The following is a 22,960-nucleotide window of genomic DNA, read 5'->3' on the forward strand; positions in this document are numbered from 1 at the left end:
TCTTATCCCTGCCCGTCCTGTGGCGGATCGGAAAGTAGGCCGACGTTGGCCACGCCCGAGCGCTGCAGCGTACTCATCAAAATCACGATCTGGCCGTAAGTGACGTTACGATCGCCACGTACCATCACCGGCGTGTTGGGTACACGCTCCAAAATGGCAATAACGCGCTCGGCCATTTCATCCAGGGTCAGCGACGTGGTGTCTTCGCCCAGACTCATGAAATAGCTGCCGTCGCGGTCTACCGAGATGATAATCGGGTCGGTCTCTTCCGGCGTTTCGATGGGCTCGGAGCTTACCTGGGGCAGCTCGACCTGAACGCCCTGGGTCAGCATCGGGGCGGTAATCATGAAGATGACCAACAGCACGAGCATGACGTCGATAAAGGGGACGACGTTGATTTCGCCCATGGGCTTGCGCTGCCCGGCGCGGTGAAAAGGTCCTTGCATGAGCTTTTTCTCCTAGCGCGCGGGAGGTGTGGCGTCGCGCCCTTGTAGATTGCGGTGCAAGATGGCATGAAACTCTTCGGCGAAGTTTTCGTATTTGCCTAGCAACCGGGCCGACATATTGGCGTAGCGGTTGTAGAAAATGACCGCCGGAATAGCAGCAAAGAGCCCCATGGCCGTCGCGATCAGCGCTTCGGCGATCCAGGGCGCCACCGTTGCAAGGGTGGCCTGCTGGGTCAGCGAGAGCGACTGGAACGAGCCCATGATGCCCCAGACCGTACCGAAGAGGCCGATATAGGGACTCACCGACGCGACGGTAGCCAGCACGACCAAATGCTGGGTAAGGCGCTCTTCTTCCCGCGACCAGGCAACGCGCATGCTGCGCTGTACCCCGGCGAGGACGGTATCGGCCTGGCGCGTTTTCGCCGCCAGCCGATTGAACTCGCGAAAACCGACCTGAAAGATGTGCTCGGCGCCGTGGCGCGGCTCGTCAGCGGGAATCTCGCGGTAGAGTTCGTTGAGATCTACGCCTGACCAGAACGTCTCTTCGAACTGGTTGTACTCTTGCTTGGCACGGCGCAAGGCAATGCCGCGTTGAAAGATGATCACCCAGGAGAGGATTGACCCTATCACCAGTATCAGCATGACCAGCTGGACGACCGTGCTGGCGCTCATTATCAGGTGGGGAATGGACATGGTGTTATCGTTCACAGGTGCCCTCATTAAAATGTCGGTCAATCGTGGGTTGCGCTAGGCGTCGAAAGAGGCCAGAAGCGTTAGGGGCCAGGGTTTGGGCCGCATGCGCGCTGCCGTAAGGCAAGCTATCTCGACTGTCGCACTGCACAGGAGTTCCTCGCCGCGCATTACGCGCTGCTCGAAGGTCATGCGGCAGCGGCCAATCTCTGCCACGCGGGCACTCACGCTCAACGCATCGTCGAGCCGTGCCGGTTTGGCGTAGTGGCAGGCCAAGCGATATACCACTAGCTGCGTGTCGTCGTCTAGCAGTGTTTGCTGATCGAACCCGGTTTGGCGCAGCCATTCACTGCGGGCGCGCTCCATAAACTTCAAGTAGTTAACGTAGTAGACAATACCACCGGCGTCAGTATCTTCCATATAAACGCGCAGCGGCATAGTGAACACGGGGGTATCGTTCTGTGTACTCATGGGCGCTGCTCCCCTTGGGCGTCGAGTGCCTTATCGTGGGGCGTCTTTTGGAAATGCAGCCACGCTTGGCGGGTAACCATGCGCCCGCGCGGCGTGCGCATCATCAGCCCCTGCTGAATCAAGTAGGGCTCGATCACGTCTTCGATGGTATCGCGCTCTTCGCCGATGGCGGCCGACAGCGAATCGACGCCTACCGGGCCGCCGTCGAACTTGTCCATCATCGCCAGCAGCAAGCGCCGATCCATATGGTCGAGCCCGTGATGGTCGACGTTGAGCATGTTGAGCGCGGCATCGGCAATGCCACGATCGACGATGCCGCTGCCCTTGATTTCGGCGTAGTCGCGCACCCGGCGCAGTAAGCGGTTGGCGATACGTGGCGTGCCCCGCGAGCGTCTGGCCACCTCAACGGCGCCCTCTTCGGTCGATTCGACCCCAAGCAGGTGCGCCGAGCGCGAAACGATGCTGGTCAGCTCAGCCAAGTTATAGAACTCGAGTCGCTGAACGATACCGAAGCGGTCACGCAGCGGTGAGGTCAGAAGCCCCGCGCGCGTGGTCGCCCCTACCAGGGTGAAGCGCGGAAGGTCGAGCTTGATCGAGCGCGCGGCCGGGCCTTCGCCGATCATGATATCGAGCTGAAAATCCTCCATCGCCGGATAGAGCACCTCTTCGACCACCGGCGATAGGCGGTGGATCTCGTCGATGAAAAGGACGTCACCGGGTTCGAGGTTGGTCAGCATCGCCGCTAGATCGCCAGCGCGCTCCAACACCGGACCCGAGGTGGATTTCAAGCCCACTTCCATTTCGGTGGCGATGATGTTGGCAAGCGTCGTCTTACCCAGCCCTGGTGGGCCGAAGATCAGGGTGTGATCGAGACTCTCTTCGCGGCGCCGGGCGGCACCGATGAAGATATCGAGCTGCTCGCGCACACGCGGCTGGCCGATATAGTCGGCTAATCGCTTGGGACGAATGGCGTGATCGTGGCGGATTTCACCCTGCTCGGGGGCGGCGGCGATGAGACGGTCGTGCTCTAACATAGCCGCCCTATCCTGCCATGCGCCGCGTTAGCGCGGCTTTGATCAGTGCTTCGGTCGACTGCTCGGGATCGAGTTCAGCGAGCATCTTCGACGCCTCGGTCAGCTTGTACCCTAGGCTCACCAGCGCGGCTTCGGCATCGGCGAGATGATCGCGCGGCGCGCCCTGGCCATTAGCTGCCTCCATGGGCAACGGCGTATTCTCGTCTTGCCACTCGGGGAAGCGGTCGCGCATCTCGATGATCAGCCGCTCGGCGGTCTTCTTACCCACGCCGGGCAGGCGCGTTAGTCCCTTGCTGTCGTTGTCGCGCACGCAGCGCATGAAAGCCGCCTCTTCCATACCGGAAAGGATCGCCAGGGCGAGCTTGGGGCCAACGCCGTTGACTTTGATAAGGGCACGAAAGAGCGCGCGCTCCTGAGCGCGGGCAAAGCCGAACAGCAGATGCGCATCATCGCGAATGCTGAGGTGGGTGTAGAGCGATACGCTTTCACCGACGCCGGGCAGGGCCAGTAGCGTCGTCATCGACGCCTCCACCTCATAGCCTACACCGTGAACATCGATGACGACCCACGGGGGCTGCTTCTCCAATAACTGACCGTTCAGGCGTCCTATCATCTACTCGCTACCAATCGACATGAATAAAGTGACGTCCACTATAAAGTGACTCTGTACAGGTGACCAGTAGTGGCCGCCGTCAGAGCCGCCAACGGCCTGTCGAGCGGCGAGACTTTCGCGCGCCGGCGGTATTTGAGCTCAGCAGTCCGCTGACGCTATAGGCGTGCGTCAGGGCAATGGCCAACGCATCGGCGGCGTCGGCTTGGGGCGTGGTGGAGAGGCGCAAAATGGCCGTGACCATGTGCTGAACCTGGTCTTTCTCCGCACCGCCCTGCCCGGTGACCGCCTGCTTGATCGCCCGTGGCGCGTATTCGCTGATGGCAAAGCCATGATTGGCCATGCACACCAGCGCCGAACCGCGCGCCTGGCCCAATTTGAGCGCTGAATCGGCATTCTTGGCCATGAATACGCGCTCAACGGCCACCTGCGCCGGACGATGCAGCGTCACCACCTCGGCAAGCCCGGCGTAGATTTGAGCCAAACGCTGCTCGAGGGCCTCATCGGCGGTGCGAATGCAGCCGCTGGCCACGTAGTGAGGCTTGCCCGCCACGAGGTCTACGACGCCATAGCCGGTGATGCGCGATCCTGGATCGATACCCAGAATACGCACGGGCGGCGATAGGGAGTGCTTTGCTAGGTCTTTATCGTTCATAGCCAGCCCGTTGTAGCCAGATACAAAAACACCGACGCCTGTTGGCGTCGGTGTTGGCGTTGCTTGCGCGCTTACTCGCTAGCAGCGTCGGCTTGCGCCTTCTGCCGCAGACGAATGTTCAGCTCCTTGAGCTGATCGGCGCTCACCTCGCCCGGGGCGTCGGTCATCAAGCAGGCCGCGCTTTGGGTTTTGGGGAAGGCGATCACTTCACGAATGGTCTTGGCACCGGCCATCAGCATGACCAAGCGGTCCAGACCAAAGGCCAGCCCACCGTGAGGCGGCGCGCCGTACTGCAGGGCGTCGAGCAGGAAGCCGAACTTCTCTTGCGCCTCCTCTTCACCGATGCCGAGAATATCGAACACGGTGCTCTGCATGGTCTGATCGTGAATACGGATAGAGCCGCCGCCAAGCTCGGTGCCATTGAGCACCATGTCGTAGGCGCGCGAGAGTGCCTTGGCAGGATCGGCTTTGAGCTCTTCCGGCGAGCACGAAGGCGCGGTGAACGGGTGGTGCAGCGGGCTCAGGCGGCCGTTGTCGTCAGCTTCGAACATGGGGAAGTCGACGACCCACAGCGGCGCCCAGGGCGCAGTGTAAAGGTCAAGGTCGGCACCCAGCTTGACGCGCAGCGCACCGATCGCCTCGTTGACGATACGTGTCTTGTCGGCACCGAAGAAGATGATGTCGCCATCTTTGGCATCGACGCGATCGAGCAGCTCTTCGACCACGTTCTCCATGAACTTGACGATGGGCGACTGCAGTCCCTCAAGGCCCTTGGCACGCTCGTTGACCTTGATCCAAGCCAGGCCCTTGGCGCCGTAGATGCCTACGAACTTGGTGTATTCGTCGATCTCTTTGCGCGAAAGCGTCGCGCCGTTAGGCACTTTCAGCGCGGCAACGCGGCCATCGTCGGCATGGGCCGGGCCAGAGAAGACCTTGAAGTCGACCTGCTGCATCAGATCGTCGACATCGGTGAGCTCGAGGGGAATACGCAGATCGGGCTTGTCGGAACCAAAGCGATCCATGGCTTCTTGCCAGGTCATGCGCGGGAACGTCGGCAGCTCGACGTCGAGCACTTCCTGGAAAAGCTGACGAATCATGGCCTCGGTGATGGCCATGATGTCATTCTCTTCGACGAACGAGGCTTCGATGTCGATCTGGGTGAACTCGGGCTGACGGTCGGCGCGCAGATCCTCATCGCGGAAGCACTTGGCGATTTGATAGTAGCGGTCGAAGCCCGCCACCATCAGCAGCTGCTTGAAAAGCTGCGGCGACTGCGGCAGAGCAAAGAAGCTACCGGCATGAGTACGGCTCGGTACCAAGTAATCGCGCGCGCCTTCTGGCGTAGCACGCGTGAGCACGGGCGTTTCGATGTCGAGGAAGCCTTCGTTCTCTAAAAACGCCCGTACGCTGTGCGAAATGCGCGAACGCAGGCGCAGCTTCTCGATCATTTCAGGACGACGCAGGTCGATATAGCGGTGCTTGAGGCGAACTTCTTCGCCCACCTTACCGTGCTCATCGAGCTGGAACGGCGGCGTGGCCGCAGCGTTAAGGATTTCCACTTCCTTGCCCAAAAGCTCGATCATGCCGGTCGGCATGTTGGCGTTCTGGGTGCCTTCGGGGCGCAAACGCACGCGGCCGGTAATGCGCAGAACGTATTCACTGCGGGCGCGGTCGGCATTGGCGAACGCCTCGGCGGTATCGGGATCCACGACACACTGCGCGATACCGTCACGGTCGCGCAGATCGAGGAAGATCACGCCACCGTGGTCACGACGGCGGTGCACCCATCCGCAGACGGTGACCGTCTGATCTACCAATGTTTCGTTGAGCTGGCCGCAATAATGGCTGCGCATGTCAAATCCTGTTCTGTTACGTGGCAAATAGAGGGTAGCGTGCTACCCATGCACCGCCGCTTAAGCCGCGGTGTCCTTTTTCTTTGGCGTGTCACTCTTGGCATCGCTGGCCGAGCTTTTACCATCGGCAACGAGGTTCTTCTTGCTGCCGGTTTTGAAATCGGTTTCGTACCAGCCGCCGCCCGCCAGACGAAAACCCGCGGCGGATACCAGGCGCTCGAGCGCCGATGTCTCACAGGCGGGGCATTCGCTCAGTGGCTCGGCACTGATTTTCTGCAGTTTTTCCATGCGATGGCCACAAGCCTTGCACTCATATTCATAGATAGGCATGTTGATGACTCCTAAAAAGCTCATTCCAAAGCAAAGATCGACAAATGCGATGCTGCCAATATGTGGCCAAGCAAGATAAATTCCAAGACGGCGCTGGTTCGAGCGGCGTCATTATACCCTTTTGTCACCCCTGCCGAGCAAGGTTAAGCGACTATTGACCGCTGCCGACATGCCATCACGATAAGACGATCAAGCGATACAAGGAAACGCTGCCATGACCCACGCGGTAATGCTGGATGCCCAAAGCATGGGCCCGAACATCGACCTAAGCCCCATCGAGGCCGTGGTCACCACTCTCGAGACTTTCGATCAAAGCACCACGGCGCAGGCACGTGAACGTCTACACGGCGCTCAGATCGCACTGGTCAACAAGGTAGTGCTCGATGCCGAGACGCTAGGCGCCCTACCCGATCTACGTTTGGTATGCGTCATGGCAACAGGGCTCAATAACGTCGACCTCGACGCCGCCAAGGCGCTTGGTATTGTCGTCAAGAACGTCACCGCTTACGGCACCGCCAGCGTTTCGCAGCATACCCTCATGCTGATGCTAACCTTGGCCAACCGGCTGCCGCTCTATCAGCGCGAGGTTGCCAGCGGCGCGTGGCAGCAGAGCCCCTTCTTCTGCCTGCAGGATCACCCTACGCTGCAGCTCTCGGGCAAGCATTTGGTTATGGTGGGAAGCGGCGAGCTCGGCTCCGAAGTGGCGCGTTTGGCCACCGCCTTCGGCATGCACGTGACCTTCACCGCGCGCCCAGGCGGTGAGGCGGACGACCAGCGCCCTTCGCTGGATAGCCTTATGGATAAAGCCGACGTGATCAGCCTGCACTGCCCGCTCAACGACTTCACCAAGCACCTGATCAATGGCGAACGCCTGGCACGCGCCAAGCCATCGCTACTGCTGGTCAACTGCGCCCGCGGCGGCATCATCGATGAAAACGCCGCACTCGATGCCCTGCGCGCGGGCAAGCTTGGCGGGCTCGCAGTGGATGTTCTGCCCAGCGAGCCACCGCGCGATGGCCATGCGCTGCTGGATGCCTTGAGCGAGCCGCTGAACCTTATCGTGACCCCGCATAACGCTTGGATCACACCGGAAGCGCGTCAAAACATCATCAAACTCACGGCTGAGAATATTCGTAGCGCCTGATTCAGCGCGTCGAAAAGTGATCCGGTACGTGCACGTCATCCACCACTTCGATATCCACGTGGGTGACGTGCGCGTTGGGTGGCCCTTGACGTAACCATTCGCACAATTTGACGATCGACTCGGCAGGGCCGCACATCAGCGCCTCTACTCGGCCATCGGGCAAATTGTGCGCGTAGCCGGTCACACCAAGCGTTAGCGCCTGCGACTGCATACTGCGTCGATAACCCACGCCCTGAACTTTGCCGGTCACCCAGGCACGCACACATTGATCTGGCATCTTACCCTCCTTGCACTATCGTCGTATTCGCGGCGTTTAGCGCTCATAAACCTGGCCATCGCGGCGCAGCAGTTCCTGCTTGACCAGCACGGCGCTGTTACGCGGAACCAGCGGACGGCCACGGCGCAGCAGCAGTGAACGAGTGAAGGCCGCACCGAAGAGCAGAATCAGCGAGCTGTAATAGACCCAAAGTAGAATCATCACGATCGAGCCTGCCGCGCCGTAGGTGGACGCTGTCGCGGTATAGGCCAAGTAGACGGCGATGACGTTGCGCCCGATGGTGAACAAGAGCGCTGTGACCACGGCGCCTAAAAAGACGTCTTGCCATTTCAGCTCGACATCCGGCAGGACTTTAAAGATGGTGGCAAACAGCAGCAGCACGACGCCAAAAGACGTTAGCGATTCGAGCCACGCCGAGAGCACGCTCATGTAAGGCACCATATCGTTGGCGCTGGCCAGTATCGAACGTAGCGCCACCCCGAGCACCAGGGATACCAACAAAATAAAGCCGATTGCCAGCACCACGGTGAGAGATAGCAAACGGCCCTTGAGAAAAATAAAAATACTGTTGCTGGTCGGTTTGGCGACCACGCCCCAGATGGTATTGAGCGAGAACTGCATCTGCGCGAAGACGGTGGTCGCACCGATCAGCAGCGTACCGAAGCCGATCAACGTAGGCATCAGCCCCGACTCCTGAATACGGGACTGCGAGACGGCCTGCTCGATGGCCGTGGCAGCATCGGTGCCGATGGTATCCGCCAGCTGCGCCACGATTTGGCCTTGGGCTGCGTCTTCCCCTAGCACGATGCCAATCACGGTCACCGCAATGATGATGGTGGGAGCCAGCGAAAACAGCGTATAGAACGCCAGCGACCCGGCATAGCTGAAGGCGTTACGCTCGAGCCACAGCGAGACCGCTTCTTTAAATACCCCCACCCAAAACATGGCCATACGTTTGATCATAAATATTCCCTAGCGATCGTAGTCGGCAACGGCGTTGCCTCTATGTGGTTATCCTTTCCAGCATACTCAACCTGGCGCCGGTTCGCAGACGTAATGCGATGAGATCGCATCAGCGCTAGGCGACCGTCTATCCTTGCAAGAAGTCTCGGGGCAGCTTCATCATTTGACGCCATAGCCGCTCGACCCCAGGTTTGTGCACCAGCGAGCAGCGGTAAAGGCGAATTTCCAGCGGAATGTCCCAGCCCTCACCGCCCGCGCGAACGAGTTTTTTTGATTTGAGCTCGTCGCGAATGCAGAAATCGGGAATCCAGGCCAACCCCACTCCCTGTAGCACCATCCCCTTCAAGCCTTCGGCCATGGCGGTTTCATAGACCGTACGCAGCCTCAAGCGTAGCGGCTCGTTTTTTAGCAGCATACCGACGCTACGGCCAAGAAAGGCGCCTTGGGTGTAGCTCAAATAGGGTATCGACTCATCCTCCAACGAAAAGCGCGGCGAACCATCGACGTTGGGCAGCGAGACGGGCAACATTTTTACCTGCGCAATGGAGAACGAGGGAAACAGTTCAGGATCGAGCTGCATCGTGGCGAAAGGATCGTAGTAGGCCAGCATCAAATCGCAGTTGCCTTCGCGCAGCACATGAATGGCCTCCCCTACGTTCATCGCATTCAAGCGCGTTGGTAACTCTCCGACGCCTTTTTGTAGGCGCGAAATCCACGGCGGAAAGAAGCTCAACGCCAATGAGTGTGCTGCCACGATATCCAGCGCTTCGTTGGCAATCGAAAGCCCACGCAGGTGGCTCAATGACTCGTTGAGCTGATCGACCAAGTTACGCGCCGTGACCAAGAAGAGCTGGCCTTCTGGTGTCAGGCCAATAGGGGTCGTGGTGCGATCGACCAATGTTACCCCCAGAGCTTGTTCCAAAGCGCGTATACGGCGGCTGAACGCAGGCTGGGTTACATGGCGTTGGCGCGCCGACGCCGAGAAGCTATGGGTATTGGCCAGGGCGACGAAATCTTCCAGCCACTTGGTCTCGAGGTTCACCTAACTACTCCTTAAACGCGCTGACCTTCGTGTGGTGTTCAGCGCGTTACAATACGACGCGTCTAGCCGCTCACTGAATCGGTGAGGTCAGATAAGCCGCGCGTGATATCACTTTTTTCCATAGCGGTCGTTGGCTGATCTCATCGAGCGTCACCCGACGGCACTGGGCAAAATCTTTTTCCAGCATGGCATGAACGTCGCTGGCGAAGGTGCGGCTAGGCACGAACGCCGTTACCTCGAAGTTGAGCCTAAACGAACGGTTATCCAAATTTACCGTACCCACGGTGGCGGCTTCACTATCGATCAAGATCACTTTTTGGTGGAGGAATCCGGGAAGATAACGGTATATTTTAACACCGGCTCGAAGCATATCGGGCAGAAACGAAAACGCCGAGAGAAACACTAGCAGGTGGTCTGGACGCTCGGGCATCATCACGCGTACGTCGACGCCGCGCATGGCCGCTAGGCGCAGCGCATCTTGCACGCCTTGGTCGGGCACGAAATAGGGGCTCGTCACCCAAAGGCGCTCCTTGGCATTATGAATCATGTGCTGAACCAGCAGGCTCGCCGTATCCTGGCGATCGGCCGGTCCCGAGGGCACCACCACGACGTGATGGTTTTCCTGGTGCACGCCTTTAGGCTTCCAGGTCAGGCTGAGCACGCTATCGGTAGCCCAGTGCCAATCTTCCCAGAAGGCCTCCTGCAGCCCGAGCACGCTCGGTCCTTCCAGTTTCAGGTGCGTATCCCGCCAAGGACCGTGGCGCTTGTTTTGCCCCAGGTACTCGACGCCCACATTGAAACCGCCAAGCCACCCCTGGTAGCCATCCACCACTGCCACCTTGCGATGGTTACGGAAATTGAGCTGAAAGCGATGCTTGAACCCGCGTGATGAACGAAAGGCGCTGACGTCGACACCTGCATCGCTCAGCTCGCTCAAAAAGCCATCCCCAAGCTTACGGCTGCCAACTTCGTCATACAGAAAGTAGACCCGCACTCCTCGCTGCGCGGCGCTTTTGAGATGCTGCTGTAAGCGTTGCCCTAAAGCGTCGTCACGGACGATGAAAAACTGCAGAAGAACGTAGTCCTGAGCGCTGTCGATGCCCGCAAAGAGACTTTCGAAGGTCGCCTCGCCGTCGATCAGAAGCGAGGCGCGATTGCCGCGCGTCAGCGGCATCATGGCAAGTTGCTCAACGGTGTGTACGTCAGGCCCCTGGTTTTGGGCTACATATGGCATGCTATCGGCGCGGTAGCGGGCCAAAACGCGGCGCAATACCGTATCGCGCTCTCCGCGTGCCGAGACGTAACCATAAAAACGCGGGCGCCCGAAGAGCCAGTAGGCAGGCACCGCCAGATAAGGAAAGGTCAATAGTGAAATGATCCAGGCAACGGCGCCCTGGGAGGTACGGCTGGACATGAGTGCCATGATGGCCGACAAAATCCCCAGCAGGTGCAACGTCATAAAGCCCACACCCAACAACCATGAGGCCATAAAGCTATCCTTATCTTTTAAAATGGCGCGTGTTGATCGGCCCACAGTGTATCAGGTTGCTCAACGAAAAAGGCCCCGCCAATGCGGGGCCTAGCGCTGTATTAACAGTGCCTGGAATCGAAGCCTGTTATCTAAGCCAGTGTCTTAGGCCATCTCAGCGATGATCTCTTTCCACTTGGCAGGACCGGTCTGATGCACCGAGGTGCCTTGGGTATCCACCGCCACGGTGACCGGCATGTCCTCTACTTCGAACTCGTAGATCGCCTCCATGCCCAAATCCTCGAAGCCCACGACGCGGGATTTCTTGATCGCCTGAGCCACCAGATAGGCCGAGCCGCCCACTGCCATCAGATAAACCGCCTGGTTGTCGCGGATGGCGTCGATGGCTGCCTGGCCGCGCTCTGCCTTGCCGACCATACCTAGCAGGCCGGTCTCTTCAAGCATGGTGCGAGTGAACTTGTCCATGCGCGTTGCCGTGGTGGGACCCGCTGGCCCTACGACTTCATTGCCGACGGGATCGACCGGGCCGACGTAGTAGATAAAACGCCCTTTGAGATCGACCGGCAGCGGCTCGCCCTTGGCCAGCATATCGACCATGCGCTTGTGCGCCGCATCGCGGCCGGTGAGCAGCTTCCCGTTGAGCAGCAAGGTATCGCCCGGCTGCCAGCTTTTGACGTCTTCCGGCGTAATGGTATCGAGGTTCACGCGTTTGACGTTTTCACCCACTTCGCGGGTGATTTCCGGCCAGTCTTCGAGCTTCGGCGGTGCCAGAGCAGCGGGGCCGGAACCGTCGAGGGTGAAGTGCGCGTGACGCGTCGCCGCGCAGTTGGGGATGATAGCTACCGGCTTGTTGGCGGCGTGGGTCGGGTAGTCCTTGACCTTGATATCGAGCACCGTGGTCAAGCCGCCAAGGCCCTGAGCGCCAATACCGCTCTTATTGACCTTGTCGAACAGCTCCAAGCGCAGCTCTTCGGCGCGGTTACTCGCGCCGCGCGCCTGCAGCTCCTGGATATCGATAGGATCGAGCAGCGCCTCTTTAGCGATCTCCATGGCTTTTTCCGCCGTGCCGCCAATGCCGATGCCCAGCATGCCGGGCGGGCACCAGCCAGCGCCCATCTTGGGCAGCTGTTCGAGCACCCAGTCGACCACGTTATCGGAAGGATTGAGCATGGCAAATTTCGACTTGGCCTCGCTACCGCCACCCTTCGCAGCAACGTGGATATCGACCTTATCGCCCGGAACCAGCTTATGATGAATGATCGCTGGCGTATTGTCCTTGGTGTTTTGGCGCTTGCCGTCGGGGTCTGCCAGCACCGAGGCGCGCAACACGTTGTCAGGATTCAAATACGCCCGACGCACGCCTTCGTTGACCATATCGTCGAGGCTCATCTCGGCGTCCCAGGTCACGTTCATGCCGACATGAACGAAGACGGTGACGATACCGGTATCCTGACAGATGGGCCGATGGCCAGTGGCGCACATGCGTGAGTTGATCAAAATCTGGGCAATGGCATCTTTTGCGGCGGGATTTTCTTCGCGCTCGTAGGCAGCGGCCATGGCGTCGATGAAATCTTTAGGGTGGTAATACGAGATGTACTGCAGGGCATCGGCGACGCTTTGGATCACGTCGTCCTGGCGAATCACGGTCATGAACTGCTCCTGGGTTATCGTTTTATCACCGCCGCAAAGCCCCTAGGCGAGTATTTTGCGGCTGAATTTGCGCCCACGAGTATACTGTATCCCTCCTTCGCAAACATTGACCTCACACATTTCCGTTTAGTATGGGATGTTTTTTAAAAATCAAAGATAACGGTATAAAACTATAATGTGGCTGATTGGCATTTCGGACAGAGGTAGAGGCGCCGGGAGCCTACCATGAGGCGTTCGATCACGCTGGCACAGCGGTGGCAAGCAAGTCCTGCCCGGTCGAAAACCGCAAAGCGCCACTGTCGTCGCGCTTCTCCGGCCGCTTGAGCCTGGGCCACCCAGGTCTCATCGTTGGTCACCCCCGCTTGTCGATAGGCACGCTGGGTCAAGGAAACGATAGCGTGGGAAAGGCGCTCAAGCTGAGCGGCATCGAGCGATGCCGGCGTTAGGTTGGGATGCAGCTCGGCGAAAAACAGAATCTCGGAGCGTAGGTAGTTCCCCAACCCCGCGACGAGCCCTTGATCGAGCAATAATCCACCCAAACGGCGGCGGCGAAAACGCGGCAGCAACAGGCGTTCACGTACTTGCGTGGGGGTGAGGCCCTCGCTCAACAGATCAGGCCCTAAGCGGGCCAAAAAAGGGTGAGTGTCGATATCCTCGGCCTGCCACAGCGACACATCGGAGGCGCTATATAGGCTTGCTGCCCTGCCCTCGGCCACGAGGCGCACGCGCAGCGAGCGCTGGGTATCGGGCAGCGCGTCGGCTTTATGCAGTTTCCAGACGCCATAGAGTTGGTTGTGCGAATAGAGCACGTGCCCATCATCGAAGCGGATCAGCATGGCTTTGCCTCGCGTCTCCACGCGCTCTACGTGCCTGCCAAGCAGGCTTTCTGCGTGAGGCGAAAGCTCGGCAAAGGCAAACCACACTGCTTCGAGCGGCTTCCCATTGAGCTGACGCTCGATACGATCCGCCGCGCGGCGGATCTCTGGGCCTTCGGGCATGTAACGCTCCTTGTTATGGCTGATATATCGTTGCGGCCATCGTCCTTGAACTCGTCTTTCATCCCAGCGCCAGCTGTCGCTCCTTTAACTGGCTGAGCTGGTCGCGCAGGCGGGCGGCTTCCTCGAATTCGAGGTTTTGTGCCGCTTCGAACATGCCGTCTTCGAGCTTGGCAATGGCATTTTGCAGCTCCTGTGGGCTCATCTGGGTAACGTCGTAAATACCCTCGCGATCGGCCACTTTGCGCTCGCTACCCCGCTTGCGCGTGGCTTTTTTACCCGGCGCCTGCGCGGCTTCCATGATATCTGCCACCGAGCGCGTCACCGTCCGTGGGACGATACCGTGTTTCTCGTTGTGCTCCTGCTGCTTGGCCCGACGCCGCTCGGTCTCTTCCATCGCGCGACGCATCGAGTCGGTGATGCGGTCGGCGTAAAGAATCGCCTTGCCGTTGGCGTTACGCGCCGCGCGACCAATGGTCTGAATGAGCGAACGCTCAGCGCGCAGAAAGCCCTCTTTGTCGGCGTCCAGAATTGCCACCAAAGACACTTCGGGAATATCGAGCCCTTCGCGTAGTAAGTTGATGCCTACCAGCACGTCGAACTTGCCCAAACGCAAGTCGCGAATGATCTCCACCCGCTCGACCGTATCGATGTCCGAGTGCAGATAGCGCACGCGCACGTCGTGCTCGTCGAGGTACTCGGTCAGGTCTTCGGCCATGCGCTTGGTCAAAACGGTAACGAGTACACGCTCGCCTGCTTCGGTGCGCAGACGAATCTCGGAAAGAAGATCATCCACCTGAGTGGTGGCCGGGCGCACTTCGAGCTCAGGGTCGAGCAGGCCGGTTGGCCGAACTACCTGCTCGACCACCTGGCCCGCGTGCTCGGCCTCGTAAGGCCCGGGGGTCGCGGAGACGAAGATCGTCTGCGGGCAGATCGACTCCCACTCTTCGAACTTCATTGGCCGGTTATCCAGCGCCGATGGCAGACGGAAGCCGTACTCGACCAGCGTCTCTTTACGCGAGCGGTCGCCTTTGTACATGCCGCCCACCTGGGGCACGCTGACGTGGGACTCGTCGATGAACAGCAGTGCATCGTCGGGCAAGTAGTCGAAGAAGGTCGGCGGCGCTTGGCCGGGATTACGCCCGGAAAGATAGCGCGAGTAGTTTTCGATGCCGTTGCAGTAGCCAAGCTCCAGCATCATTTCGATATCGTATAGCGTGCGCTGTTCCAGGCGCTGAGCCTCGACCAGACGATCGTTCTTACGCAGCCACTCCAACCGTTCCTTGAGTTCTGCCTTAATGGCGTCAATGGCACCCAGGATCGTTTCGCGCGGGGTAACGTAGTGGCTCTTGGGGTAGATCGTCATCCGCGGCACCTGAGCGCGAATGTCGCCGGTGAGCGGATCGAACAGGCGGATGGAGTCGATTTCGTTGTCGAATAACTCCACGCGCACCGCTTCGTCTTCGGCATCGGCGGGGAAGATATCGATGACGTCACCGCGTACCCGGTAGGTGCCGCGGCGAAAATCCATGTCGTTACGCGTGTACTGCAGCTCGGCCAAACGGCGCAGGAAGCTGCGCTGGTCGATCAGCTCGCCACGCGTAAAGTGCAAGCGCATCTTGAGGTACTGGTCAGGATCCCCCAAGCCGTAGATCGCCGAGACCGATACCACGATCAGCGCATCACGCCGCTCTAACAGCGCTTTGGTGGCCGAGAGACGCATCTGCTCGATATGGTCATTGATCGAAGCGTCCTTCTCGATGAAGGTGTCCGACGACGGCACATAGGCCTCGGGCTGATAGTAGTCGTAGTAGGAGACGAAATACTCGACCGCGTTGTCGGGAAAAAACGCCTTGAACTCGCCGTAGAGCTGGGCTGCAAGCGTTTTGTTGGGCGCCATGACGATGGTCGGGCGCTGCAGCGACTCGACCACATTGGCCATCGTAAACGTCTTGCCCGACCCGGTTACCCCAAGCAGCGTTTGATGGGCGAGCCCTGATTCGAGCCCTCCGATCAGCGATTTTATCGCCGTAGGCTGGTCACCGGCCGGCTCGAACTTGGATTGCAGTCGAAACGCTTTGCTCATCGTCTCTCCGTGGACGCGGTATGGGGGTTCAGCGCGGTATGCACATCGATCTCGGCAGCGGTCACCAAGCGATGTACGGGGCAGCGATGGCTTATTTCGAGCAGTCGCTGGCGCTGGGTCTCGTCTTCGATGCCATGCAAGGTCAAGACGACGTCGAGCCGGTAGTGGCCCTGGGGCTCCTGGCTGTCGTCACGGCTAATGGCGACTTCGACGCGCTCGAGCGGCCAGCCCTTGCGCGCCGCATACATCTGTACGGTGATTGCCTTGCAGGAAGCAATGGCAGCATCGAAGTAATCGTGAGGATCCGGCGCACTTCCCTCACCACCAAGCGCCTTGGGTACGTCGACGAAGAACTCCTCGCGCCCCGGCACCTGAACGCGCTGGCGATAGCCGCCCGCCGCTTCGGTGACGACGCTGATCGGCGCGCGGCTCATGACACCTTCACCTTGAGTTTAAGCGCCGCCACCGCTTTGATCAGTTTGTCGCGTGATGCGCGCCCTTCTACCTCGGCGCCGTGACGCCCGACCTCGGCGCTTTCAACGCCGTCGACCATCATCAGTGCCGTAGTGATCGCATTGACCTGGTCGGCATTGTCGACGCCGCTAAACGTGAGTGATTGATAGGCCATGCTGTGCTCCTCGTGCGGGTTCGGCGTCTTCGCCGAATGGGGTTTCGACCCTCCAGTCTAGCACGCTAACGGCTAGCGCCCCGCTTCACCCAGGAGCGGCTATGCAGCTTGCTTGCGCATGGTAGACTGGCCTTAACGTCACCAACGCTTACATAAGGAGATGACCGTATGGCACTGCCTGCCTCCCTGAACGCCTCGGCAACGCTCGACCACTTGGCCGCGCTGGATATCAAGGGCCCCGATGCGGCCAAGTTTCTTCAAGGCCAGACCAGCGCTCAGGTCAACCTCGCCGATGGTCGCTTTGCCCCGCTCACCTGCTTCTGCACTCCCAAGGGACGCATGCTGGCCAACGCCTTAATGATGAAAGTGGGAGATGATCATCTTCGCTTGGCCTTGAGCCGTACGCTGGCCGAACCCTTGGCCCAGCACCTCAAGAAATTCGCCGCTTTCTATAAAACCGAACTGAGCATCGAGAACGGCATCGCCTTGGTCGGCGTCATGGGCAGTGACGTTAGCGCCATTACTTCCGAATTAGCACTCTCCGCACTCGCCGATTGGGAGCAGCACAACATTGATGATGAACGCTTCGCCGTCGCCCTTCCCGGCGAGCGCCTGCTGCTTTGCCTTCCGTCAGATGATCTTGCTGCAACGACGCTGGGCGCCGATGTCGCCGCGTGGCAGTTGGCCGATATCGAGGCGGGGTTGGCTTGGCTTGAGGGTGAACAGTCAGACCAGTTTCTGCCCCAGATGTTCAATTGGGAGGCGCTGGGCGGCGTAAGCTTCAAGAAAGGCTGCTATACCGGCCAAGAAGTGGTGGCCCGCGCGCATTTTCGCGGCCAGGTGAAAAAACGCCTCGCTCGGGCCCGCCTGGATCGCAACGAAATCCCAGCGCTAGGCAGCAGCGTCACCGATGCCAACGACAAAAGCGTAGGCGACGTGGTCGCTGCAGCTAAAAACACCGAAGGTACGGTCGATCTTCTCGCGGTCATGAGCACTAAAGCGATTGAGGCTAATGAAGCGCTCGCACTGGAAGGCGCGGCGGTAACGCTACTGCCCCTACCCTACGCCATCGAGCGCCGCGACCCGGAGCTGATTGCCGCCGCGATCAAGGAGCGCACGGCGCAGGTGCTGTCGTAAGGCTGCGCTATTTAATTAAGGCTAAGGCTTAAGGCCGAACAGGAGCTCGGCCGTTTGGCTCGTTTGGCGTGCCACGGCTACTTCATCGACGCCACGTAGAATGGCGATATGGCGCGCCACCAGCGCAACGCGGCTAGGTTCGTTGCGCTGCCCCTGGTACCCCGCTAGCGGCATATCAGGGCTATCGGTTTCGAGCACGAAACTGTCGTCGGGCACCGCACGCACCGCCTCGTGCACCCGCTTGGCCCGCGCAAACGTCGTCACTCCGCCAAAACCCAGCACGTAGCCAAGTTCGATGAAGCGCTGCGCCTGCTGAGCCGAGCCCGCAAAGGCATGAATCAATCCCCGCGCAGGCAGGTCTGCCTCCTTCAAGCACTTGGCAACTTGATCATTAGCCTGCACGCAGTGGACGACGATAGGAAGGTTGAAGCGTTTGGCTAGCGCTAGCTGGGACTCGAAGTAGTGCCATTGGCGTGAGAGGGTGTCATCGAAGCGCGCATCGATACCGCACTCGCCAAGCCCGACCACGTCGGGGTGCGCGTCGAGCATTTCTGCCAGCGCATCGAGGTCGGCATCACGATGGGCATCGATGAAGTAAGGATGTAGCCCCAAGGCCACGCTAACGTCGCGTCGCTCCCCCAGCGCCAGCACGCGCTTCCAGTGCGCGCGCTGGGTACCCGGCACGACGAAGTGACCAACGCCCACTTTTCTCGCCGCCTCGATGACCGCCTCACGGTCGGCATCGAAGTCGGAAAAGTCGAGATGGCAGTGGGCGTCGATCAGCACAGGAGCCTCCTCAAGAGCGCCTTGTTAGTGCTCCCGCGTGGGCTGGAAGCGTACATCGGGCCAACGCTCTTGGGTCATCTGCAGATTGACCCGCGTAGGAGCAATGTAGGTCAGGTAGCCACCGCCGTCGATGGCGAGGTTGGTGCTGGCCTTACGCTTGAACTCTTCGAGCATCTTGGCATCGTCGCAGTAGACCCAGCGAGCGGTCTGAACGTTCACCCCTTCGTAGATACAGTCGACCTTGTACTCCTCCTTCAGGCGGTGGGCAACAACATCAAACTGCAGCGTACCCACGGCGCCCAGGATCAGATCATTGTTGTCCATCGGCATGAACACCTGGGTCGCCCCCTCTTCTGAGAGCTGCTGCAGACCTTTTTGCAGTGCCTTCATTTTCAGCGGGTCTTTCAGGCGCACGCGCTTGAATAGCTCTGGGGCAAAGTGAGGAATGCCGGTGAAGCGCATGTCCTCGCCCTGAGTGAAGGTATCGCCGATCTGGATGGTGCCGTGGTTGTGCAGGCCGATGATGTCGCCCGGCCATGCCTCTTCCACATGGGCGCGATCCGACGCCATGAAGGTCAAGGCGTCGGCGATCTTGACGTCTTTGCCAATCCGCACGTGACGCATCTTCATGTTCTTTTCGTATTTTCCCGAGCAAACCCGTAAAAAGGCGATGCGGTCGCGGTGATTCGGGTCCATATTGGCCTGAATCTTGAAGACGAAGCCGGTAAAGCGCTCGTCCTGGGCAGGCACCTCGCGGGTATCGGTTTCACGCGGCTGAGGCGGCGGCGCGTATTCGACGAAACCATCGAGCATCTCGCGCACGCCGAAGTTACCCATGGCCGTACCGAAGTAGACCGGCGTTAGCTCACCGCGACGGTAGCTTTCCAGATCGAATTCGTGAGAAGCGCCGCGCACCAGCTCGACTTCCATGCGCAGCTCCTCGGCGGCCTCTTCGCCAAGCACGCGGTCGACCTCGGGGTTGTCGAGGCCCTCGATGCGCTTGTCGTCGGGAATGCGGTTACCCTGCCCCTGGGTGTAGAGGTGAAGTACATCATTGTAGAGGTGATAAACGCCCTTGAAGTGACGACCCATGCCAATCGGCCAGGTCATCGGCGCGCACTGGATGTTGAGCACCGTTTCGACTTCATCCATCACCTCGATGGGGTCACGAATGTCGCGGTCCATCTTGTTGATGAAGGTGAGAATCGGCGTGGTACGCAGACGACACACTTCCATCAGTTTGACGGTACGGTCCTCGACGCCCTTGGCGCCATCGATCACCATCAGCGCAGAGTCGACGGCCGTAAGCGTGCGGTAGGTGTCTTCGGAGAAGTCCTCGTGCCCAGGCGTATCCAGCAGGTTGACGATGCGGCCACCGTAGGGAAACTGCATCACCGAGGTCGTCACCGAGATCCCCCGCTCCTGCTCCATCTTCATCCAGTCCGAGGTCGCGTGACGGTCGTTACGCTTGCTCTTCACCGACCCCGCTAGCTGAATGGCATTCCCAAACAGCAGCATCTTCTCGGTAATCGTGGTCTTACCCGCATCGGGGTGAGAGATGATCGCAAAGGTGCGTCGAAGCTCGGCCTCTTGGGCCAATTGCGCGTCTTTCATCTTGCCTCAGCTAAACTAGGTACTCAGCCATGCATCCAAGCGTGCGCTTGCTATTGGCTAGGGATTCGAAGTGGGCGAGATTGTAACGTTACGGCGCATTCGGTGCTATGTTCATTCCCACTTCCCTAGTGCAGACGATATTGCACACGAGCAGAGAGATCTTTTGCTCCCCCTATCTAATTCATAGCTAAATGCGTTATTTTGAGAGCATGAAGATTATGAGGTGCATCATGAAACTCATCGACTACGTAAAAGCTGCCAGCTCAATCAGCATCTTTCCGCGTAAAAGGAAATTAATAGAGCCCATCACGTTTACACATAACGGCAACGACGCAGCGGCCATGCAGAGCGATTTTCTGAAAGTTGGACAAGATATGCAGATGGCAATGGAACGCTATGGACGACAGCAACAGCTCCCGCACCACTGAATTTTCTCCAGACCTTCAGCGCTCGGAAACCGACAAGCGGCCTCGCTCGCTAGAAGCCAGGAGCGTCACCTACTCAGGCCCGCTCCCTCCTTCAGCTGAGATGGAGCGCTATGAATCGATCACCCCGGGCGCGGCAGACCGCATCTTGACTATGGCGGAGCAGCAACAGCGCCATCGACATATACAGGAAACCCAAGAAAACGAAGCGAACCTACGCATCGCCGATTCCAATATCCGCACTCAGGATGCGAACATCCAAGAAATACGCCGCGGGCAGTGGATGGGCTTTATTCTTGGCCTTACTTTTTTGGGCGTCACCACCACTCTCGGACTTCATGGGCACGAGATAGCAGCCTCAGTACTTGGCCTAGGCGGCGTCGCTGCTGTTGCCACCGTGTTCATTAAGGTGCGCAGTAAGCAGTAGAATTTACCACCACAACGCAAGAAGCGCCTGATGAGGCGCTTCTTGCGTATAGGGCTAGCTAAATTCTAGAAACGATCAGCGCGGAAGGGGCGCATGTCGATCTCGGTGGGGGCGCCGTCCATCATGTCGGCGAGGAGCTGTCCGGTTGCGGGGCCCAGGGTAAAGCCCTGGTGGCCGTGGCCGAAGGCGAGCCAGAGCCCTTTGTGGTTGGGCGCCGGGCCGATGACCGGTTTCATATCGGGCAAGCAAGGGCGAGCGCCCTTCCAGGCTTTCGGGTCGCGCCGCTCATCGAGCGGAAAGATCGAACGGGCGACGTTTTCGGCGGCGGCGAGCTGATGCTCGTCGGCAGGCGCGTCCAAACGGTCGAGCTCGGCGCCGGTGGTCAGGCGCACTCCTGCGTTCATTGGCGCCAGCAGATACCCCACCTCGGCATCCATTAACCAGTTATGCAGCTTGGTGTCAGGCTGCGTCGAGTAGTGCATATGGTAGCCGCGCTTGACGAAGGTGGGGAAATCGTAGCCGAGCGCCTTGAGCCATTCGCCCGACCAGGGCCCCAAAGCAACGACGACCTGATCGGCTGGCTGAGCACCCTCGGCGGTTTGTACTTGCCAACCCTCGCCATCCTGCTCGAGGGCATGGATATCGCTTTGCAGAATACGCCCACCGGCAGCGACGAAAGCATCGGCGTAAGCAGCTACCAGCGCTCCCGGATCAGCGACTGTCCAGGGGTCGAGCCAGTGGATGGCGCCAATGATCTCTTTACCCAAATTGGGCTCTTTGGCCTCGACGCCTTGGCGGTCGAGTACGTTGAACTGCACGCCATAGAGGTCGCGTGCCTCGTTGGCCTCCTTGACGCGTTTATCCAGGCGCTCTTGGGTACGGTAAATCTCGAGCCAGCCCTCACGACGCACGAGGTGGTCGGCCTTGGCCGCTTCGATCATCGGCCCATGAGCTTTGAGGCAAAGCTGAATCAGTGAGGCATACTCAGGCACGATCTTACGATAGTGGCGCCCGCCCGAATGGTGCCAGTAGCTCAGCAGCGGAGAGGCGGCATTGACCATTCCCGCAGGACGATAGCGAATATCCACGCGCCGGTTGGGCAGCACGCTCAAGATCGTCTTGACGTCACGCGGGAAAGGATACGGCCGTACCGCTTCGCGCTGGATGATCCCGGCATTGCCGAAGGAAGTTTCACGGCCGGGCTGCCGACGGTCGATCAAGGTGACCGCTTCGCCCCGCTGCTGCAGGTGCCAGGCAATGCTCACCCCAACCATGCCCGCTCCCAGTACTACCGTTTGACGCGCCATCTCAGCCTCTCCTACCACCGTGAACACACATCGGCGGTCGATCCGCCAACGTCTTGAAAGCGTAGTAGAAAGTAGCACTTGCGCAGAAAACTTAATACGGTGGAAAGCGCTTTTTTCCGCCCTTAAACTGGCCTTAACATCCAAATCATATGGCAAAATCAGGCTTTTCACCTAGCCAGTAGGTTATCAGCCACAATATCTCATGCCGAACGCGATCTTAAGCGAAAAACACGCATACGGAAGGGAGGAAGATGGATAAAAATAAATAGATAAAAAGAGGGAGTAAGCAGACGAAAAATAGACAGCGACTTGAAGTCCGCGATAAGCGCTTTGAAGGTGCTTTAAAAAAGGAAGAGAAGCAGTAAGGAAAAAACTAAAACATGAGGTTATGGGGTGGATGATGGGGATCGAACCCACGACCACCGGAGCCACAATCCGGGGCTCTACCACTGAGCTACATCCACCATAACCTGGGGAGGGTCTGCGTTGTCATGGGGTGGATGATGGGGATCGAACCCACGACCACCGGAGCCACAATCCGGGGCTCTACCACTGAGCTACATCCACCATTGACAATACAGCGCTTGATCATGCTTAGGTTGGCACCCATCGAATGGCACGCCCAGCAGGACTCGAACCCGCAACCTACGGCTTAGAAGGCCGTTGCTCTATCCGGTTGAGCTATGGGCGCACGTGAATCGATAAAGATACCGATGAGCACTTGACCACAACCAACGCCGGGCAAAGCAATTGCACACTCAGGCGTTAGGCGTGGTCGGGGAGGAGGGATTCGAACCCCCGACATCCTGCTCCCAAAGCAGGCGCGCTACCAGACTGCGCTACACCCCGATTGTTACCTAGACACCACTGCGTGGCCCGTCTCAAGCGAGGCATATATTAC

The 22,960-nt window shown here is 59.2% G+C and carries 24 protein-coding genes and 4 tRNA genes; 4 read left to right on the forward strand and 24 right to left on the reverse strand.

Annotated features, from left to right (window positions below; genetic code table 11):
- Positions 1-2: 2 nt before the first annotated feature.
- From tolR to LLY24_RS15065, 8 genes are all read right to left on the reverse strand, one after another.
- Positions 3-446 carry a protein TolR gene (tolR, locus tag LLY24_RS15030; protein WP_259037115.1) on the reverse strand — a complete coding sequence of 148 codons (444 nt, stop codon included), beginning with the start codon at positions 444-446 and terminating at the stop codon, positions 3-5.
- 12 nt (positions 447-458) lie between these two features.
- On the reverse strand, positions 459-1,154 hold the full coding sequence (tolQ, locus tag LLY24_RS15035) for a protein TolQ (protein WP_259037116.1): 696 nt from the start codon (positions 1,152-1,154) through the stop codon (positions 459-461).
- Between the two features lie 39 nt (positions 1,155-1,193).
- Complete coding sequence (gene ybgC / locus LLY24_RS15040) at positions 1,194-1,607, reverse strand: tol-pal system-associated acyl-CoA thioesterase (RefSeq protein ID WP_282563410.1); 414 nt, start codon at positions 1,605-1,607, stop codon at positions 1,194-1,196.
- Positions 1,604-2,641, reverse strand: a complete 1,038-nt coding sequence (gene ruvB, locus LLY24_RS15045; protein WP_259037117.1) for a Holliday junction branch migration DNA helicase RuvB — start codon at positions 2,639-2,641, stop codon at positions 1,604-1,606. Before ruvB ends, ybgC begins: the two co-directional genes overlap by 4 nt.
- A 7-nt stretch (positions 2,642-2,648) precedes the next feature.
- A complete protein-coding gene (ruvA, locus tag LLY24_RS15050) occupies positions 2,649-3,254 on the reverse strand; it encodes a Holliday junction branch migration protein RuvA (RefSeq protein WP_259037118.1) in 606 nt (201 codons plus the stop codon).
- 79 nt (positions 3,255-3,333) lie between these two features.
- Positions 3,334-3,906, reverse strand: coding sequence for a crossover junction endodeoxyribonuclease RuvC (gene ruvC / locus LLY24_RS15055; RefSeq protein ID WP_259037119.1), 573 nt, complete (start codon positions 3,904-3,906; stop codon positions 3,334-3,336).
- A gap of 71 nt (positions 3,907-3,977) precedes the next feature.
- Positions 3,978-5,759, reverse strand: a complete 1,782-nt coding sequence (gene aspS / locus LLY24_RS15060) for an aspartate--tRNA ligase (RefSeq protein WP_259037120.1) — start codon at positions 5,757-5,759, stop codon at positions 3,978-3,980.
- A gap of 60 nt (positions 5,760-5,819) precedes the next feature.
- Entirely contained in the window at positions 5,820-6,089 is a 270-nt protein-coding gene (locus LLY24_RS15065; protein WP_259037121.1) for an FmdB family zinc ribbon protein, read from the reverse strand.
- 214 nt (positions 6,090-6,303) lie between these two features.
- Between LLY24_RS15065 and LLY24_RS15070 the strand changes: the two genes are divergently transcribed.
- Positions 6,304-7,233, forward strand: coding sequence for a D-2-hydroxyacid dehydrogenase (locus LLY24_RS15070; RefSeq protein WP_259037122.1), 930 nt, complete (start codon positions 6,304-6,306; stop codon positions 7,231-7,233).
- 1 nt (position 7,234) lies between these two features.
- Here the strand turns inward: LLY24_RS15070 and yccX are convergent, their stop codons facing one another.
- The 9 genes from yccX to LLY24_RS15115 all read right to left on the reverse strand — a co-directional run bounded on the left by yccX (position 7,235) and on the right by LLY24_RS15115 (position 16,363).
- Complete coding sequence (yccX, locus tag LLY24_RS15075) at positions 7,235-7,510, reverse strand: acylphosphatase (RefSeq protein WP_259037123.1); 276 nt, start codon at positions 7,508-7,510, stop codon at positions 7,235-7,237.
- A gap of 36 nt (positions 7,511-7,546) precedes the next feature.
- The gene (locus LLY24_RS15080; RefSeq protein WP_259037124.1) at positions 7,547-8,473 is read right to left on the reverse strand and encodes a YihY/virulence factor BrkB family protein; all 927 of its coding nucleotides are present in this window, start codon (positions 8,471-8,473) and stop codon (positions 7,547-7,549) included.
- 127 nt (positions 8,474-8,600) lie between these two features.
- On the reverse strand, positions 8,601-9,515 hold the full coding sequence (locus LLY24_RS15085) for a LysR family transcriptional regulator (protein ID WP_259037125.1): 915 nt from the start codon (positions 9,513-9,515) through the stop codon (positions 8,601-8,603).
- A gap of 70 nt (positions 9,516-9,585) precedes the next feature.
- Positions 9,586-11,004 carry a cardiolipin synthase gene (gene cls, locus LLY24_RS15090; RefSeq protein WP_259037126.1) on the reverse strand — a complete coding sequence of 473 codons (1,419 nt, stop codon included), beginning with the start codon at positions 11,002-11,004 and terminating at the stop codon, positions 9,586-9,588.
- 144 nt (positions 11,005-11,148) lie between these two features.
- Positions 11,149-12,654 (reverse strand): fumarate hydratase, encoded by a 1,506-nt coding sequence (locus LLY24_RS15095; protein WP_259037127.1) that lies wholly within the window; start codon positions 12,652-12,654, stop codon positions 11,149-11,151.
- Positions 12,655-12,824: 170 nt separating this feature from the next.
- On the reverse strand, positions 12,825-13,652 hold the full coding sequence (nei, locus tag LLY24_RS15100; protein WP_259037128.1) for an endonuclease VIII: 828 nt from the start codon (positions 13,650-13,652) through the stop codon (positions 12,825-12,827).
- A gap of 58 nt (positions 13,653-13,710) precedes the next feature.
- Positions 13,711-15,735, reverse strand: a complete 2,025-nt coding sequence (gene uvrB / locus LLY24_RS15105; protein ID WP_259037129.1) for an excinuclease ABC subunit UvrB — start codon at positions 15,733-15,735, stop codon at positions 13,711-13,713.
- Positions 15,732-16,169, reverse strand: coding sequence for an OsmC family protein (locus LLY24_RS15110; protein ID WP_259037130.1), 438 nt, complete (start codon positions 16,167-16,169; stop codon positions 15,732-15,734). Before LLY24_RS15110 ends, uvrB begins: the two co-directional genes overlap by 4 nt.
- Complete coding sequence (locus LLY24_RS15115) at positions 16,166-16,363, reverse strand: hypothetical protein (protein WP_259037131.1); 198 nt, start codon at positions 16,361-16,363, stop codon at positions 16,166-16,168. The genes LLY24_RS15110 and LLY24_RS15115 overlap by 4 nt, the downstream gene beginning before the upstream one ends.
- Before the next feature lie 168 nt (positions 16,364-16,531).
- Between LLY24_RS15115 and ygfZ the strand changes: the two genes are divergently transcribed.
- The gene (gene ygfZ / locus LLY24_RS15120) at positions 16,532-17,500 is read left to right on the forward strand and encodes a CAF17-like 4Fe-4S cluster assembly/insertion protein YgfZ (protein ID WP_259037132.1); all 969 of its coding nucleotides are present in this window, start codon (positions 16,532-16,534) and stop codon (positions 17,498-17,500) included.
- 21 nt (positions 17,501-17,521) lie between these two features.
- Here the strand turns inward: ygfZ and LLY24_RS15125 are convergent, their stop codons facing one another.
- Positions 17,522-18,286: a TatD family hydrolase gene (locus LLY24_RS15125; RefSeq protein ID WP_259037133.1), complete on the reverse strand. Its 765-nt coding sequence runs from the start codon at positions 18,284-18,286 to the stop codon at positions 17,522-17,524.
- A gap of 24 nt (positions 18,287-18,310) precedes the next feature.
- Entirely contained in the window at positions 18,311-19,900 is a 1,590-nt protein-coding gene (locus LLY24_RS15130; protein WP_259037134.1) for a peptide chain release factor 3, read from the reverse strand.
- A gap of 230 nt (positions 19,901-20,130) precedes the next feature.
- On the opposite strand from LLY24_RS15130, the gene LLY24_RS15135 reads away from it, so the two are divergent.
- Both LLY24_RS15135 and LLY24_RS15140 read left to right on the forward strand, forming a co-directional pair.
- Positions 20,131-20,328: a hypothetical protein gene (locus LLY24_RS15135; RefSeq protein WP_259037135.1), complete on the forward strand. Its 198-nt coding sequence runs from the start codon at positions 20,131-20,133 to the stop codon at positions 20,326-20,328.
- Positions 20,297-20,752 (forward strand): DUF2335 domain-containing protein, encoded by a 456-nt coding sequence (locus LLY24_RS15140; protein ID WP_259037136.1) that lies wholly within the window; start codon positions 20,297-20,299, stop codon positions 20,750-20,752. Before LLY24_RS15135 ends, LLY24_RS15140 begins: the two co-directional genes overlap by 32 nt.
- Positions 20,753-20,817: 65 nt before the next feature.
- Here LLY24_RS15140 and LLY24_RS15145 read toward each other — a convergent pair whose 3' ends face one another.
- The 5 genes from LLY24_RS15145 to LLY24_RS15165 form a co-directional block, all read right to left on the reverse strand.
- Entirely contained in the window at positions 20,818-22,059 is a 1,242-nt protein-coding gene (locus tag LLY24_RS15145; RefSeq protein ID WP_259037137.1) for an NAD(P)/FAD-dependent oxidoreductase, read from the reverse strand.
- A gap of 389 nt (positions 22,060-22,448) precedes the next feature.
- Positions 22,449-22,523 (reverse strand) — tRNA-His (locus tag LLY24_RS15150).
- 28 nt (positions 22,524-22,551) lie between these two features.
- Positions 22,552-22,626: transfer RNA gene (locus LLY24_RS15155), tRNA-His, on the reverse strand.
- Between the two features lie 47 nt (positions 22,627-22,673).
- Positions 22,674-22,750 (reverse strand) — tRNA-Arg (locus LLY24_RS15160).
- Between the two features lie 81 nt (positions 22,751-22,831).
- A tRNA-Pro gene (locus LLY24_RS15165) sits at positions 22,832-22,908 on the reverse strand.
- Positions 22,909-22,960: the final 52 nt, after the last annotated feature.

The organism is Halomonas dongshanensis, assembly GCF_024790395.1.
GTDB classification, from domain to species: domain Bacteria; phylum Pseudomonadota; class Gammaproteobacteria; order Pseudomonadales; family Halomonadaceae; genus Vreelandella; species Vreelandella dongshanensis.